Raw genomic sequence first — 14,533 nt, 5'->3', positions numbered from 1 at the left:
CGGTACGCCCACACAAACGCGCTGAAACATCTTGATGAAAACAAACTTGCAGCCATTTCAGATGTGGCCCACAGCAACCTTCCACAAATAGCGCGAAACAAAGCGAAGGTTCTGCGGGTTTGCAGGCATTGCGCCCAAAGTAGGAAACACCGCCAGGGAAATGCGCACACTTACCGTCAGTCAGGACGCTGAAGCCGTGTCATGGCAGGCTGGCGGGCCAGCGCTACACTTGAGCGGCTCCCCTTCCTGGAGGTATGCCGCGATGAAAATTATCGTAAGTGCGTCGAGCCGAAACCCCGCCTGCCCCTGGCAAGTCCAGCTCGATCAGCATGTGGTCAGTTTCCGCAGCGAGGCTGAGGCGCGCGCCTTCGTCGCCACGCTGGAAACCCGGCTGCAGGCACCTCACCCGCTCATGCGGGAGCCTTGGCCTGCAGACGCCGGGTCAACAGCGCGACACTGACCACCAGCGCCCCGCACAGGCTGATCACGATTGCCATTGGCACCGCACTGCCATCATGCAGCAGCCCGACCAGCGCCGCAGCACCCGCAGCTACGCTGAACTGCACGCAGCCCATCAGTGCCGAGGCGCTGCCGGCACGCGCGCCCTGTCCGCTCATGGCACAGGCCGAAGCATTGGGAATGATGCAACCAAGGCTGGCGATACAGATGAACAGCGGCACCAGTAGCGGCCACAGTTGCGCAGGGCGCAACGCCGCCACGCCCAGCAGCACCAGGCCCGCAACCAGATACAGCCACACCGCACGGCCCAGCAGGAAGGCCGGCCCGCGTTTGGCCAGCAGGCGGGCGTTCACCTGCGCCACCAGAATAAAACCTGCGGCGTTGGTGCCGAACAGCCAGCCGTAGTGCTCAGCGGGCACGCCATACAGTTTGATGAACACGAAAGGTGAACCGGCGATATAGGCAAACATGCCGGCAATGGCGATACCGCCGGTCAGGGCATGGCCGAGGAAAACCCGGTCAGCCAGCAGCCGCAGGTACTGGCGCAAAGCGCCAGATAGCGGTTGGCGGGGTATATGCTCGGGCAGGCTTTCCGGCAGGCCCAGGCTTACCGCCAGCAGGCAGCCGGCACTGAACAGGCTCAGCGCAAGGAAGATCGACTGCCAGCCGGCCAGGTTCACCAGCACCCCACCCAGCATCGGTGCCAGGATTGGCGCCAAGCCCATGACCAGCATCAGTTGCGAAAACACTTTGGCTGAAGCTACCGGGTCGCACTTGTCGCTGACGATGGCCCGCGAAAGCACCATGCCGGCACAACCACCCAGTGCCTGGATGAAACGCGCCACCACCAAGGTATCGAGGTTGGGGGAGTAGGCACAGGCCAGCGATGCCAGGGTGAACAGCGTAACGCCGAACATCAGCGGTTTGCGTCGGCCAAAGCGGTCGGCAACCGGCCCATAGGCCAACTGCCCGATAGACAGGCCCAGGAAGTAGGCGGCCAACGTGGCCTGGACGTGTTTTTCATCGGTGGCGAACGCTTGCGCCATGGCCGGAAAGGCTGGCAGGTAGAAGTCGATCGCCAAGGGCCCGAACGCACTGAGTGCGCCCAGGATGAGCACCATTCGCAGGTTCATCAGGAATCCATAGCAGGCTAAGCAAGTGACTGATTCTACCTGCTGTGGACCCTGTCAATGTGAAAAGATTTGCAACACTGTTAGCCCCGGAGGGAGCAATCAGGTCTTCAGGCGAGTTCGGCCTGATACCCCTCATCCCGAATCGCAGTGAGGATCTGCTCCTGCGCCAACTCGCTCTGCACACGCACCTGTTTGCCCGCCAGATCAACTTCCACCCTGGCTGCCGCATCCTGCTCCTGCACCGCGCGGGTCACGGCTTTCACGCAATGGCCGCAGGTCATGCCTTGTACATTGAACACTTGCATGGGGGTTACCTCCTTCAGGTTTTTCACAAGTCTCAAGCTTGCCATCAGGGCAAGGTCAAGCCCTGCCTGCAACACCCGGGGTGGAAATCCGCGTCCGCGTCGGCCAAGCTGCGCCTTTGACGATCAGGCAAGCAGGAGATTTTTCATGTTCAGGGCAGCATTGGGCGTTGTCGGGCTCTTGGGCGCGCTGGCTGTGGTGCCACCGGCATTCGCCGAGGGCAACTCGGCCTACAGCGTACTGATCATTTCCCGGGAGCGCCTGGAAGTGGCCACCAGTTGCGAAATCGGCGTGTACCTCAACGACCAGCTTTCCGGGCGCGTTTTCCAGGAGCAGTCCACCTCGTTCAACCTGCCGCCTGGCCCGGTGGATGTGCGCCTGCGCCTGCTGCCTGGGCAAATGCCGGGTTGCGCCGCAGGTATAGAGGACCAGCGCAGCACGCGTTTGAATCTGCAGGCGGGCCAGATCAACAAATACCGCATCGCCATGGGGCAATATGGGCTGGAGTTGAAACGAGCCGACCTGGGCTATTGACCTTGCCTGCGTGGCAAGGTTGATGCTGGAGGCCTGTCCAAGGAGGAGAGCCATGCCCGCATCCACCACATACGACCTGCCGATCTCCGGCATGACCTGCGCCAGCTGTGCTGGCCGGGTCGAGCGCGCCCTGCGCAAGGTCACCGGCGCTGAACAGGTCAGCGTAAACCTCACCACTGAAAAAGCTCGGGTTCTGGCCCCGCCTGCCAGCCTGCCAGCCTTGGTCGAAGCCGTGCGCGAGGCCGGTTACGGGGTACCAACCCGCACCCTCGAACTGCAGATAGGCGGCATGACCTGCGCCAGTTGTGTCGGCCGAGTAGAGCGCGCCCTGGGCAAATTGGCCGGGGTCGAGCAGGTCAGCGTCAACTTGGCCAGCGAACGCGCGCACCTCGAAGTGCTAGCGGCCCTTGATGACAACCTGCTGATCGACGCTGTGCAGAAGGCAGGCTACAGCGCCAGCCTGCCGCAATCGACCAAGGACGACCAAAGCGCTGTCCAGCGCCGCCTGCGCAACGAGCGCCTGGCAGTCGGTGCAGCCTTGCTGTTGGCCCTGCCACTGGTATTACCCATGCTGGTACAACCGTTCGGCCTGCACTGGATGCTACCCGCCTGGGCGCAGTTCCTGCTGGCCACACCCGTGCAGTTCATTCTCGGTGCCCGCTTCTACATTGCAGCCTGGAAGGCCGTGCGCGCCGGTGCCGGCAACATGGACCTGCTGGTGGCCCTGGGCACCAGCGCTGGCTATGGCCTGAGCCTGTACCAATGGGCACAGGCTCCCGCCGGCATGGCCCCGCACCTGTACTTCGAAGCCTCAGCCGTGGTGATTGCCCTGGTATTGCTGGGCAAGTACCTGGAAAGCCGCGCCAAACGCCAGACCGCCAGTGCCATCCGAGCCCTCGAAGCCCTGCGCCCGGAACGCGCACTGCGCGTGGTCGACGGCGTGGAAGAGGACGTGGCCATCGCCCAGTTGCGCGTGGGCGACCTGGTACTGGTCAAGCCCGGCGAACGCTTCCCGGTCGACGGCGTGGTCGAAGACGGCAGCAGCCATGCCGATGAGGCCCTGATCAGCGGCGAGAGCCTGCCAGTGCCCAAGCAACCCGGCGACAGCGTCACCGGTGGCGCCATCAATGGCGAAGGCCGGCTGCTGGTGCGTACCCAGGCGCTGGGCACCGAGACCGTGCTGGCGCGCATCATCCGCCTGGTGGAAGACGCCCAGGCCGCCAAAGCGCCGATCCAGAAGCTGGTCGACCGTGTCAGCCAGGTGTTCGTCCCGGCCGTGCTGGTACTGGCGCTGATCACCCTGATTGGCTGGTGGCTGGCTGGGGTACCGCTGGAAACCGCGCTGATCAACGCCGTCGCCGTGCTGGTCATCGCTTGCCCCTGCGCCCTCGGCCTGGCCACGCCCGCCGCGATCATGGCCGGTACCGGGGTCGCCGCCCGCCACGGCATCCTGATCAAGGATGCCGAAGCCCTGGAGCGTGCCCATGCGGTCAACCGCGTAGTGTTCGACAAAACCGGCACCCTCACCTCCGGCAGCCCGCGGGTGGTTCACAGCCAGGCGCTGGACGGCAACAGCGCCGACCTTTACCGCCTGGCCGGCGCCCTGCAGCGTGGGAGTGAACACCCGCTGGCCAAGGCGGTGCTGGCGGCCTGTGCAGAGCAAGGGCTGGACGTGCCAACCGTTGCCGACAGCCAGTCGCTGACCGGGCGCGGCATTGCCGGTCGCGTTGAAGGCCGTGAACTGGCGCTGGGCAACCGCCGACTGCTTGACGAAAGCGGTCTGCAGCCCGGCGAGTTGGCCGCCCAGGCCCTGGCCTGGGAGGCTGAAGGGCGCACACTGTCGTGGCTGATCGAGCGCGGCAAGCAACCGAGAGTGGTGGGCCTGTTCGCCTTTGGTGACAGCCTCAAGCCTGGCGCCGCGCAGGCCATCGAAACCCTGCACGCCCAACACATCAGCAGCTACCTGCTGACCGGTGACAACCGTGGCAGCGCCAACGTGGTTGCCGAGGCACTGGGCATCGACGATGTGCACGCCGAAGTGCTACCGGCCGACAAGGCCGCGACCGTGGCCGCGCTCAAGCAGGATGGGGTGGTCGCCATGGTTGGCGATGGCATCAACGATGCACCGGCGCTGGCCGCGGCCGACATCGGCATTGCCATGGGTGGCGGTACCGACGTGGCCATGCAGGCCGCCGGCATCACCCTGATGCGTGGCGACCCGCGCCTGGTGCCCGCCGCGCTGGAAATCAGCCGCAAGACCTACGCGAAGATCCGCCAGAACCTGTTCTGGGCCTTCATCTACAACCTGATCGGCATTCCACTCGCCGCGCTGGGTTACCTCAACCCGGTCCTGGCAGGTGCCGCCATGGCCCTGTCCAGTGTCAGCGTCGTCAGCAATGCACTGTGGCTTAAAACGTGGAAACCCACCAGCAGCACCCAGGAGGCGCCATGAACATCGGCCAGGCCGCCCGCCGCAGCGGGCTCAGCACCAAGATGATCCGTTACTACGAGTCCATCGGCCTGCTCAAACCCGCCACTCGCAGCGACAGCGGCTACCGCCTGTACCAGGCGGAAGACTTGCACAACCTGGCCTTCATCAAACGCTCCCGCGACCTGGGCTTTTCCCTCGAAGAGGTCGGCAAGTTGCTGACCTTGTGGCAGGACCGCCAACGTGCCAGCGCCGATGTGAAGGCGCTGGCCATGCACCACATCGATGAACTGAACCGGCGCATCGAGGAGCTGGTGAGCCTGCGCGACACCCTCGGCGAGCTGGTTTCGCACTGTCAGGGTGACGACCGCCCGGACTGCCCGATCCTCAAAGACCTGGCCAATGGTGCTGCAGGCAGCTGCTGTCACTGAGCTGCCACGAGCGTTTGGCATGCCATAAATGTCCAAACACGACCGATTAGTCACCAACCACGACTTTATCCAATAAATACGGGCGTTTCGGCTTCATAAAACCCGGATGCTGCCGATGTAGATGCTACCTGCCTCGTGTGTCGAAAATAACAATTCCGGGAGCGTCGATGAGCATCAAACAGAAATTGACCTGGGCATTCGCGGTCATCGCCGGCTTGCCCATCGTTCTGGTGGCCACCCTGGTGGTCATCAACCTGCGCGGCGAAGCCCGCGACGGATTCCTCGACAGCAGCAGCCGGGAAATCCGCCAGGTCAGCAATGCGATGAACATCTTCTTCCAGGGGATCAACCAGAACGTCGAGTACATGGCTTCCCAGCCAATGGTTGCCGCCACGGGCAGCGAGCTGAACAAGTACATGAGCGCAACCCCGTCTTACGAACTGGGCGAGCAGGCCAGCAAAATTCTCGACTTCATGACTCGCCTGGCCAACTCACATCCCGCCTACGCCTACCTGTCCTACGGGGTGAATGACGGCGGCTACACCGGCTGGCCGGCCGGCCAGAAGTTTGTCAATTATGACCCACGCACCCGCCCCTGGTACCAACTTGCCATGGCCAACCCTGGCAAGACACTGCGCACCGGCGCCTACTACTGGGCCGCCGACGATGCGGTGCTGGTCAGCACCGTGCGCACCGTGGCCAACCAGCTGGGCAACCCCGGCGGCGTGGTCAACATCGACGTGTCGCTCAAGGGCCTGACCGAGATCGTCAAGCAGATCAAACTGGGCGAAAGCGGCTACCTGATGCTGGTGGAAAGCAACGGCAACGTGATGGTCGACCCGCGCGACGCCACCCACAATTTCAAGCAGCTGGGAAGCTTTGGCGACGGCTATGCCAAGCTGGCCAAGGCCGGCAAAGGCCTGGTCGAGGTCGAACTCAATGGCGTGCACTACATGGCCAACGTCTACCCCGACCAGCAGCTGGGCTGGACCTTCATCGGCCTGATCGAACAAAGCGAAGTGATGCAGACCACCACCCGGCTCACCTGGCTGATCGGTGTCATCGCTGTGGTGTTGGCCGCGCTGTTCGCGGTGGTCGGTGCGGCCTTCGCCAAACTGATCGTGCGCCCGATCAACAGCGTCACCAATGGCCTGGAAGACATTGCCCAAGGTGAGGGTGACCTGACCCGCAACCTGGAAATCCGCGGCCGCGACGAAACCGCGCAACTGGCCAACTGGTTCAACCAGTTCCTCGGTGCCATTCGCAGCCTGATCCAGCACATCGGCACTGCTGCCAGCAAGATCCTCAGCACGTCCAGCAGCTCGACCCGCGTCTCCAGCGACATGGCCGAGGCGGCCGGCCGCCAGCGCGAAGCCGTGGACATGGTTTCCACCGCATTCCACGAAATGGTCGCCACCGCCAATGAAGTGGCACGGTCCTGCAGCCAGGCGGCGCAGTCGGCCGACAGCGGCCAGCAGCAGGCCCGCGAAGGGCAGCAGCAGATCGATGCGGCGGTACACAGCGTTGATCGCCTTAGCCACGAAATCGAGCAATCGGCCCAGTCGATCCAACAGCTGGAGCGTGACAGCAACGCCATTCAGTCGATCCTCGGCACCATCCGTTCGATTGCCGAACAGACCAACCTGCTGGCCCTGAACGCCGCCATCGAAGCGGCCCGTGCCGGTGAGCAGGGCCGCGGCTTTGCCGTGGTGGCCGACGAAGTGCGGGCGCTGGCCAAGCGTACTGCCGACTCCACCGCCGAAATCGACGGTTTGCTGGGCAACCTGGCCAGCCGTACCGCGGAAGTGGCCGAGCAGATGCACGCCAGCCTGGAAGTGTCGCAGCAGTCGGTCAGCCGTATTGGTCTGGCCCGCGACAGCTTCGGGCAGATCCGTGAGTCGGTGGACGTGATCCGCGACATGAACACCCAGATCGCCACGGCAGCCGAAGAACAGCATCAGGTGGCTGAGGACATCAACCGGCACATCAGCCAGATTCACGGGGATGCGCAGTTGGTGGCCGAGCTGGCCCAGGCGGCGCGCCAGGACTCCGAGAGCCTGGCCGGGCTGTCCAATGAGCTGGATACGCTGGTGCGCAGGTTCCGCACCTGATGATGCATGGCCTGTGCCGGCCCTTTCGCGGGTGGTAACGCGCCCTCCGTAGGCGCGGGTTTACCCGCGAAGAGGCCGGCACAAGTAACCCTGAACTAAAGCTTCAACTCCCCCGGTGTCGCGCCAAACAGCTGCTTGAATGCCGCAATGTAGGCCGAGGTGGAGTCATACCCACACCCCAGCGCCGCCTCGGTCACATTCTCCCCCGCCTCCAGCAACGCCAGCGACGACAACAGCCGCATGCGCTGGCGCCAATTACGAAAGCTCAAGCCGGTCTCCCGTTGAAACAGCCGCATCAGCGTCTTCTCCGAACACCCCAGCTCCCGCGCCCACTGCTGCAAGGTCTGCGGCTGGTCTGGTGCAGCGATCAAGCCATTGCACAGCGCCAGCAAACCAGGGTGGCGGGGCAACGGCAGCGAAAAACCGACTTCCGGCAAGGTGCGCAACTGATCGAGCAGCACCGCTACCAGTCGCGCCTCGGCGCTGTCGTCCTCTGGGTAATCCGCCGGGAACAGGCAGAACTGCTTGATCAGCTCGCGCGCCAGCGGCGTCACTTCCAGCACCCGGCATTGCTCCGGCGCCCATGGGCAGGCATCGCGGCGCACATACAGGCTGCGCATCTCGGCTTGCATCGAGGTGACCACTTCATGCTCGGCATCGGCGGGGATCCACACCCCCCACTGCGGTGGGGCAAAGTAACTGCCGTCGCGTGTGTACACGCCGAGTACGCCGCTGATGGCGTAGGAGAACTGCACCCAGTCGTGCTGGTGGCGAGTGGTCCAGGAACCGGCGCCAAGGCTTTCGGCACGGGCGTAAAGCGGTCTGGGCAGGTGTTCCAGCGCGGGGATAGCGCGGGGGTGTCCGATGATCGGCATGGCATTTTCTTTTAGTTCTGACCAGACAAGCCTAACAGCTGGATCATGATCAAGGCACTCGCCGCCTCTGCCGTTACCTTGGAGGTGCTTCAACGCTCGACGATAACGGTCACCCCCTGCCCGCCTGCCGCACAGATCGAAATCAGCCCGCGCCCCTTACCCGCCGTCGCCAACAGCTTGGCCAGGTTGGCCAATATCCGCCCACCGGTTGCCGCAAACGGGTGCCCGGCCGCCAGCGAACTGCCCCTGACATTGAGTTTGCTGCGGTCGATCGCGCCAAGCGGCGCCTCCAGGCCCAACCGCTCACGGCAGTAATCGGCATCTTCCCAGGCCTTGAGCGTGCACAGCACCTGGGCCGCAAAGGCTTCGTGGATTTCGTAGTAGTCAAAGTCCTGCAGCGTCAGGCCATTGCGTGCCAGCAAACGCGGCACGGCATACACCGGCGCCATCAACAACCCTTCGCGCCCCGTGACAAAATCCACCGCAGCGGTTTCGCCGTCGACCAGATAGGCAAGCACCTGCAACCCCTGCTGCTGCGCCCACGCCTCGCTGCCCAACAGCACCAGCGAAGCACCATCGGTCAACGGCGTGGAATTACCCGCCGTCAACGTGCCCTGCCCGCTGCGGTCAAAGGCTGGTTTGAGTCTGGCCAACTGTTCAAGACTCAGGTCGGGGCGCAGGTTGTTGTCCCGTGCCAGCGAAAGAAACGGCGTCAACAGGTCGTCCTGCCAACCCTCGGCATAGGCAGCGGCCAGCTTCTGGTGGCTAAGCAGCGCCAATTCGTCCTGCTCGGCGCGGCCAACGCGCCAGGTGTGGGCCATGCGCTCGCAATGCTCGCCCATCGACAACCCCGTACGCGGCTCGCTATTGCGTGGCAGCTCGGGTTTCAGGTGATGAGGCCGCAGCTTGAGGAAGGGCTTTAACCGTTCGCCAAGGCTTTTGCCACGGTTGGCCTGCAGCAATATATGGCGCAAGCCTTCGTTGACGGCGATCGGCGCATCGGAAGTGCTATCGACACCGCCTGCAATACCGCAGTCGATCTGCCCCAGGGCAATCTTGTTGGCCACCAGCAGCGCAGCCTCCAGCCCGGTACCGCAGGCCTGCTGGATGTCATAGGCCGGGGTCTGCGGTGACAGGCGCGAACCCAACACGCACTCGCGGGTCAGGTTCATGTCGCGCGAGTGCTTGAGCACGGCACCGGCCACCACCTCGCCCACCCGCAGCCCGTGCAGGCGATAGCGTTCGATCAAGCCTTCAAGCGCGGCCGTGAGCATCGCCTGGTTGCTGGCTGTAGCGTAGGCGCCATTGGAGCGGGCGAAAGGGATCCGGTTGCCGCCCAGGATCGCGACCCGGCGAGTTGAACGCATGCGCGTGTTCCTCCTGAAACAATTTGTTCGGTACAGCCTAGGTGTTTTTACCGCATTCGAACGACCCTGCCGCAAAGTTGGTCCACACTTTCAAGCTTGCCTTTCGGGAGACCCCTCATGAGCGATCGCTACCTCGGTTTTGCCAACTCCAATCTCGGCCGCCGCCTCGTGGATGCCCTTGGCCTGCCACGCCCGGCGCCACTGGAGCGCTGGCAGGCTGGCCGCCTGCGGCCGGTGGAAGGTGCCCTGGTACTGGGTGGCGGGCCGCTGGCGACGCAGGTCGAAGCCATCGCCCCGCGCCTCACGGACGAGGTATACAGCTTCAATGCCGACAACCTGCAGGCTGAAGCCTGGGTGGCCGGCCTGGGGCCGAAAATCAAGGCCGTGGTATTCGATGCCAGTCACTTGTCCGACAGCGATGCACTGAAGCAGTTGCGTGAATTTTTCCAGCCGCTGTTACGCAGCCTGGCCCCATGCGCCCATGTACTGGTGCTGGGCCGTGCACCGGAAGACCTCGACGACCCACTGGCCAGCGTTGCACAGCGTGCCCTTGAGGGCTTCAGCCGCTCACTGGCCAAGGAACTGCGCAATGGCGCGACTGCCCAGCTGCTGTATGTCGCCCCCGGTGCCGAAGATCAGCTGGAAGGCGCCCTGCGCTTCTTCCTCTCGCCAAAGAGTGCCTTCATCTCTGGCCAGGTACTGCGCCTGCAAGCCTGCACCAGCCAGGTGGAGGACTGGACCCGCCCACTCGGCGGCCGCCGTGCGCTGGTCACGGGGGCTGCGCGCGGCATCGGCGCCGCCATTGCGGAAACCTTGGTACGGGACGGCGCCGATGTGCTGCTGCTGGATGTACCGCAGGCCAGCCAGGACCTCGACGCCCTCGCAGCACGCCTCGGCGGCAAGGCACTGCCACTGGACATATGCGCGAGCGATGCGGCAACGCAACTGCTCGCGGCCCTGCCCGACGGCATCGATATCGTGGTGCACAACGCCGGTATCACCCGCGACAAGACGCTGGCCAACATGACGCCGGAATACTGGGACGCCGTGCTGGCCGTGAACCTCAAGGCACCGCAAGTGCTCACCCAGGCGTTGTATGACAACGGCGCGCTGGGGGAAAACGCGCGCATCACCCTGCTGGCCTCGGTCAGCGGCATTGCCGGCAACCGCGGGCAGGCCAACTATGCCGCGAGCAAGGCCGGGCTGATCGGCCTGGCCCAGGCCTGGGCGCCACGGCTCGCCGAGCGTGGTGGCAGCATCAACGCCATCGCCCCCGGCTTCATCGAAACCCACATGACTGCAGCCATGCCCATGGGCCTGCGCGAGGCGGGCCGGCGCTTGAGTTCGCTGGGCCAGGGTGGGCGCCCGCAGGATGTCGCCGAAGCCATTGCGTGGCTCAGCCAGCCAGGCTCCGGGTCGGTCAACGGCCAGGTGCTGCGGGTGTGCGGCCAGGCACTGATGGGGGCTTGAACATGAGCCGACAATGGCACGACCTGCACAACCCTGCCGCCCGCGCCAGCCTGTACCTGCGCGCAGCCAGCAAACGCTCAATCAGCGGCGAACGGCTGCCGGGCGATGGCCTGCGCTGTTTCATTCGGGTCCAGCCGGGCAATCTGGGTGCCTACCGAAGGCTTTGCCACTTTCCCGATGATGGCCGCCTGCCGGGGACCTATCCACATGTGATGGCGTTTGCCCTGCAATTGCAGCTGATGACGGCCGATGATTTCCCCTTCCCGCTGCTTGGCCTGGTACACCTGCACAACCGCATCGAAGTGCTGCGCCCGCTTGGTGCTGTCGAAGGTCTGCGCTTTGCGGTGTACGCGCACAACCTGCAGCGCCATGCCAAAGGTGGCACCTTCGACCTGGTCACCGAGGCTGAAGATGGTATCGGCCTGCTCTGGCGCGAGACCAGCCGCATGTTGGTGCGTGGCTTGGCCCTGGAAGGCGAGGCAAGTGAGCCCGCCGACCCTGAGCCTGATCCGTTGCCCGAGGCCACCCGCTGGTACGCCGACAGTGATATCGGCCGGCGTTATGCCAAGGTGTGCGGGGATTACAACCCTATCCACCTCAGTGCCGTCAGTGCGCGGTTGTTCGGCTTTCCCACGGCCATTGCCCATGGCATGTGGACCAAGGCCATGGCCTTGGCCGCGCTGCGCGGGCACTTGCCGCACAGTGGCTATGCCTTTGAGGTGGACTTCCGCAAGCCGGTAAGGTTGCCCTCAGAGGTGGTGCTCAGTGCCAGTGAAGCGGGCCCTTCGGGCCAACTGCGCCTGGACGGGCACGGGGACGTGCTGCATATGGTCGGCCGTTGGGAGAGCCTGTAGGGCCGGGCCTGTCCTGGCGGTATACGCTTGCTTTGCATCGGGCCTGGGCAGAAGCTATGCAGCAATAGGAGACCCCCGATGAACCTGCAAGAACTCACCCAACGCCTGCATCAGATCCGCGATACCAACGACTGGCGCGGCTTCCACAGCCCGAAGAACCTGGCCATGGCCGCCAGCGTCGAAATGGCCGAACTGGTAGAAATCTTCCAGTGGCTGAGCGAGGACGAATCGCGCCAGCTGCCTGCCGACAAACTCGCCCACGCCGGCCAGGAGATCGGTGACGTGGTGCTCTACCTGTTGCTGCTGTGCAGCGAACTGGGTCTGGACATGGACCAGGTGGTGCGTGCCAAGCTGGCCGACAGCGAGAGGCGCTTCGCCCGATGAACGACCGTCATTTCGATGAGCTGGCCACCCGCTTTGCCGAAAAGATCTATGGCGGCGCCAAGGGTGCGATCCGCCTGGCCGTGCTGCAGGCCGACCTGGCCGAAGCGCTACCCGACCGCCCGCTACGCATCCTCGACATCGGCGCCGGGTTGGGCCACATGGCCTTGTGGCTGGCCGAGCGCGGCCACCAGCTGACCCTGGCCGAACCTGCGGCGCCCATGCTCGACGGCGCCAGGGCACGCTTTGCCGAAGCCGGCCAGACCGCGACCTTCATCCAGGCGCCCTGGCAAGACCTGCTCGGGCAACTGACCGAGCGCTACGACCTGGTGCTCTGCCACGCCGTGCTCGAATGGCTGGCCGAACCCGAGAGCATCCTGCCGGTGCTGCATCAGCTCACGGCCCCCGACGGCTGGTTATCGCTGGCCTTCTACAACCGCGACGCCCTGGTCTATCGCAACCTGCTCAAGGGCCATTTCCGCAAGTTGCGCAGCAACCGGCTGGAAGGTGAAAAGCAGAGCCTGACCCCTCAGAAACCGCTTGATCCACGCGAACTCAAGGCGCAACTTGAGCCTATGTGGCTGGTTGAAAGCGAAAGCGGCGTGCGGGTGTTTCACGACTATATGCCCAAGGAATTCCAGGGCAAGGCCGAGCTGCTCGACCTGCTGGAAATGGAACTGGCCCACCGTCGCCACCCCACCTTCGCCGGGCTTGGCCGCTACCTGCACTGGGTTTGCCGCCCCCGCTAATCCGCCGCGCCGGGAGGAACACATGCCGTACCGTCTGTTGTGCCTGGCCATGCTGCCCATTGCCCTGGCTGGCTGCCAGGGCAGCAACCCGTATGTGGCCAGCAGCCGCCCGTTACCACCGGCCCCCGCCCAGGCGGCCACCACCTTCGACGCCAGTGCTTACCCTGCGCCCGCTCGTGATTATGGGCACTACCGCAGCTGGAGCTGGCGCAACGGCCAGTTGCCCAGCGGAGCTGTCGATGCCGACCCGGCGCAACTGGCCGATGCCGTCAGCGGTGCGCTCGACCAGCATGGCCTGCGCCCATCTCGCGCAGGCCCTGGCGACTTGCTGGTGAGCGCCGATATGCGCCTGGAAAAACGCTTGCGCCAAGTGCGTGACTACGACACCTACGACCCCTACTACGGGCCGTACCCCTATGGAGGTGTCGGCTATGGCGGCTACCGCCACGGTTATGGAGGCTATGCCAGCGTGCCCATCGTGCGTACCTACGAGGTCGAAGTACTGGTGGTGCGCATCGACCTCTACGACGCCCGCAGCGGCCAGCCGGTCTGGAGCGCCAGCGCCGAAAGCAGCAGCAACAAGGACTCGCCCCGCGAACGCGAAAGTGCCTTGCGCGACTCTGTGCACAAGGCGCTCAGCGGCTATCCTCCCAGTTAATAGCTAACGGAGAACCATCATGTTGCGCCGTCTCGTTCTACTGTCATTCGCGTTGTTGCTCGCTGCCTGCTCCAGCAACAACGTCCAGCAGGATTTCGATGCCAGCCGCGATTTTGCCGCCTACCGTAGCTGGGCATGGCAGGAGCCAGGCCTGCAGTACCGCCCGGATGACCCACGGATCAAGAGCGACCTCACCGAGCAGCGCATTCGCCAGGCGGTGGCAGACCAACTCGACCAGCGCGGCCTGCGCCCGGTACAAGGCGGAGCGCGGCCCGACCTGACAGTACGCACATACCTGATCGTGGAGCAGCGCCAACAACAGATCACCACCAACTACGGCGGTGGCTGGGGTGGCTACTGGGGCGGCTACTGGGGTGGCCCGATGTACAACGAAACCCGCAGTGTCGACTACAAGGTCGCCACCATCCAGGTCGACATGTTCGATGGGCGTGACGGCAAGCTGGTATGGCGCGGCAGTGCCGAGCAGATCATGAACAACTACCCGCCAAGCCCGGAAGAACGCAACAGCGCAATCCGCAATACCGTGGCCAAGGTGCTGGGCAACTACCCACCGGGCAGCAAAAAATAGCGTTGGAACGCGGCTTTTGCATGCACCGTGGCCCGGCGGGAGCGGGTTTATCCGCGAAGCAATTGGCCCGGTGCATGGCACCGGCTTCGCGGATGGTCGCGGGTGAACCCACGCCTACATAGATGGCGATTCCGAGTACGACTGCGTCACCGGCCTGGCCTGTGTCAGCTACGACAAAATCCATTCCACGC

The 14,533-nt window shown here is 64.3% G+C and carries 15 protein-coding genes and 1 pseudogene; 12 read left to right on the top strand and 4 right to left on the bottom strand.

Annotated features, from left to right (window positions below):
- Window positions 1-262: 262 nt before the first annotated feature.
- A complete protein-coding gene (locus ACI7M0_RS02945; RefSeq protein ID WP_080574868.1) occupies window positions 263-460 on the top strand; it encodes a hypothetical protein in 198 nt (65 codons plus the stop codon).
- Here the strand turns inward: ACI7M0_RS02945 and ACI7M0_RS02940 are convergent.
- Both ACI7M0_RS02940 and ACI7M0_RS02935 read right to left on the bottom strand, forming a co-directional pair.
- A complete protein-coding gene (locus ACI7M0_RS02940; RefSeq protein WP_129932117.1) occupies window positions 411-1,592 on the bottom strand; it encodes a multidrug effflux MFS transporter in 1,182 nt (393 codons plus the stop codon). The genes ACI7M0_RS02945 and ACI7M0_RS02940 overlap by 50 nt on opposite strands.
- 107 nt (window positions 1,593-1,699) lie before the next feature.
- Complete coding sequence (locus ACI7M0_RS02935) at window positions 1,700-1,897, bottom strand: heavy-metal-associated domain-containing protein (RefSeq protein WP_014589568.1); 198 nt, start codon at window positions 1,895-1,897, stop codon at window positions 1,700-1,702.
- 145 nt (window positions 1,898-2,042) lie between these two features.
- On the opposite strand from ACI7M0_RS02935, the gene ACI7M0_RS02930 reads away from it, so the two are divergent.
- From ACI7M0_RS02930 to ACI7M0_RS02910, 5 genes and pseudogenes are all read left to right on the top strand, one after another.
- Window positions 2,043-2,429 carry a hypothetical protein gene (locus ACI7M0_RS02930; RefSeq protein ID WP_003255287.1) on the top strand — a complete coding sequence of 129 codons (387 nt, stop codon included), beginning with the start codon at window positions 2,043-2,045 and terminating at the stop codon, window positions 2,427-2,429.
- A gap of 52 nt (window positions 2,430-2,481) precedes the next feature.
- A complete protein-coding gene (locus ACI7M0_RS02925; protein WP_129932116.1) occupies window positions 2,482-4,881 on the top strand; it encodes a heavy metal translocating P-type ATPase in 2,400 nt (799 codons plus the stop codon).
- A complete protein-coding gene (gene cueR, locus ACI7M0_RS02920; RefSeq protein ID WP_104960727.1) occupies window positions 4,878-5,288 on the top strand; it encodes a Cu(I)-responsive transcriptional regulator in 411 nt (136 codons plus the stop codon). Before ACI7M0_RS02925 ends, cueR begins: the two co-directional genes overlap by 4 nt.
- Before the next feature lie 167 nt (window positions 5,289-5,455).
- Window positions 5,456-6,493: pseudogene (locus tag ACI7M0_RS02915) on the top strand (cache domain-containing protein); the annotation flags it as partial.
- Between the two features lie 138 nt (window positions 6,494-6,631).
- Complete coding sequence (locus ACI7M0_RS02910) at window positions 6,632-7,399, top strand: methyl-accepting chemotaxis protein (RefSeq protein ID WP_370688781.1); 768 nt, start codon at window positions 6,632-6,634, stop codon at window positions 7,397-7,399.
- Window positions 7,400-7,494: 95 nt separating this feature from the next.
- On the opposite strand, the gene ACI7M0_RS02905 is transcribed toward ACI7M0_RS02910, so the two are convergent.
- Entirely contained in the window at window positions 7,495-8,274 is a 780-nt protein-coding gene (locus tag ACI7M0_RS02905) for a helix-turn-helix transcriptional regulator (protein ID WP_020193139.1), read from the bottom strand.
- 89 nt (window positions 8,275-8,363) lie between these two features.
- Entirely contained in the window at window positions 8,364-9,641 is a 1,278-nt protein-coding gene (locus ACI7M0_RS02900) for an acetyl-CoA C-acetyltransferase (protein WP_129932115.1), read from the bottom strand.
- Between the two features lie 117 nt (window positions 9,642-9,758).
- Here ACI7M0_RS02900 and ACI7M0_RS02895 point away from each other — a divergent pair, with 117 nt between their 5' ends.
- From ACI7M0_RS02895 to ACI7M0_RS02870, 6 genes are all read left to right on the top strand, one after another.
- The gene (locus ACI7M0_RS02895) at window positions 9,759-11,111 is read left to right on the top strand and encodes a 3-oxoacyl-ACP reductase (RefSeq protein ID WP_129932114.1); all 1,353 of its coding nucleotides are present in this window, start codon (window positions 9,759-9,761) and stop codon (window positions 11,109-11,111) included.
- Window positions 11,112-11,113: 2 nt separating this feature from the next.
- Window positions 11,114-11,965, top strand: coding sequence for a MaoC/PaaZ C-terminal domain-containing protein (locus tag ACI7M0_RS02890; protein ID WP_129932113.1), 852 nt, complete (start codon window positions 11,114-11,116; stop codon window positions 11,963-11,965).
- Between the two features lie 78 nt (window positions 11,966-12,043).
- Window positions 12,044-12,349 (top strand): MazG-like family protein, encoded by a 306-nt coding sequence (locus ACI7M0_RS02885; RefSeq protein WP_003255298.1) that lies wholly within the window; start codon window positions 12,044-12,046, stop codon window positions 12,347-12,349.
- Entirely contained in the window at window positions 12,346-13,095 is a 750-nt protein-coding gene (locus ACI7M0_RS02880) for a methyltransferase domain-containing protein (protein WP_104960723.1), read from the top strand. The genes ACI7M0_RS02885 and ACI7M0_RS02880 overlap by 4 nt, the downstream gene beginning before the upstream one ends.
- Before the next feature lie 22 nt (window positions 13,096-13,117).
- Window positions 13,118-13,753, top strand: a complete 636-nt coding sequence (locus ACI7M0_RS02875; protein WP_129932112.1) for a DUF4136 domain-containing protein — start codon at window positions 13,118-13,120, stop codon at window positions 13,751-13,753.
- A 19-nt stretch (window positions 13,754-13,772) separates the two neighbouring features.
- Window positions 13,773-14,342: a DUF4136 domain-containing protein gene (locus ACI7M0_RS02870; RefSeq protein ID WP_010951849.1), complete on the top strand. Its 570-nt coding sequence runs from the start codon at window positions 13,773-13,775 to the stop codon at window positions 14,340-14,342.
- Window positions 14,343-14,533: the final 191 nt, after the last annotated feature.

This window comes from Pseudomonas sp. 10(2024), assembly GCF_045164175.1.
GTDB lineage: Bacteria > Pseudomonadota > Gammaproteobacteria > Pseudomonadales > Pseudomonadaceae > Aquipseudomonas > Aquipseudomonas alloputida.
The sequence above is the reverse complement of the archived record's forward strand: the minus strand, read 5'-3'. Positions and strand labels throughout refer to the sequence as shown.

What these genes read in the sequence shown, in the direction of transcription:
- ACI7M0_RS02880 (WP_104960723.1), top strand. Translation starts at nt 12,346, where the DNA reads ATGAACGACCGTCATTTCGATGAGCTGGCCACCCGCTTTGCCGAAAAG.
- ACI7M0_RS02905 (WP_020193139.1), bottom strand. Translation starts at nt 8,274, where the DNA reads ATGCCGATCATCGGACACCCCCGCGCTATCCCCGCGCTGGAACACCTG.
- ACI7M0_RS02875 (WP_129932112.1), top strand. Translation starts at nt 13,118, where the DNA reads ATGCCGTACCGTCTGTTGTGCCTGGCCATGCTGCCCATTGCCCTGGCT.
- ACI7M0_RS02885 (WP_003255298.1), top strand. Translation starts at nt 12,044, where the DNA reads ATGAACCTGCAAGAACTCACCCAACGCCTGCATCAGATCCGCGATACC.
- ACI7M0_RS02870 (WP_010951849.1), top strand. Translation starts at nt 13,773, where the DNA reads ATGTTGCGCCGTCTCGTTCTACTGTCATTCGCGTTGTTGCTCGCTGCC.
- ACI7M0_RS02945 (WP_080574868.1), top strand. Translation starts at nt 263, where the DNA reads ATGAAAATTATCGTAAGTGCGTCGAGCCGAAACCCCGCCTGCCCCTGG.
- ACI7M0_RS02890 (WP_129932113.1), top strand. Translation starts at nt 11,114, where the DNA reads ATGAGCCGACAATGGCACGACCTGCACAACCCTGCCGCCCGCGCCAGC.
- ACI7M0_RS02935 (WP_014589568.1), bottom strand. Translation starts at nt 1,897, where the DNA reads ATGCAAGTGTTCAATGTACAAGGCATGACCTGCGGCCATTGCGTGAAA.
- ACI7M0_RS02940 (WP_129932117.1), bottom strand. Translation starts at nt 1,592, where the DNA reads ATGAACCTGCGAATGGTGCTCATCCTGGGCGCACTCAGTGCGTTCGGG.
- cueR (WP_104960727.1), top strand. Translation starts at nt 4,878, where the DNA reads ATGAACATCGGCCAGGCCGCCCGCCGCAGCGGGCTCAGCACCAAGATG.
- ACI7M0_RS02925 (WP_129932116.1), top strand. Translation starts at nt 2,482, where the DNA reads ATGCCCGCATCCACCACATACGACCTGCCGATCTCCGGCATGACCTGC.
- ACI7M0_RS02910 (WP_370688781.1), top strand. Translation starts at nt 6,632, where the DNA reads ATGGCCGAGGCGGCCGGCCGCCAGCGCGAAGCCGTGGACATGGTTTCC.
- ACI7M0_RS02900 (WP_129932115.1), bottom strand. Translation starts at nt 9,641, where the DNA reads ATGCGTTCAACTCGCCGGGTCGCGATCCTGGGCGGCAACCGGATCCCT.
- ACI7M0_RS02895 (WP_129932114.1), top strand. Translation starts at nt 9,759, where the DNA reads ATGAGCGATCGCTACCTCGGTTTTGCCAACTCCAATCTCGGCCGCCGC.
- ACI7M0_RS02930 (WP_003255287.1), top strand. Translation starts at nt 2,043, where the DNA reads ATGTTCAGGGCAGCATTGGGCGTTGTCGGGCTCTTGGGCGCGCTGGCT.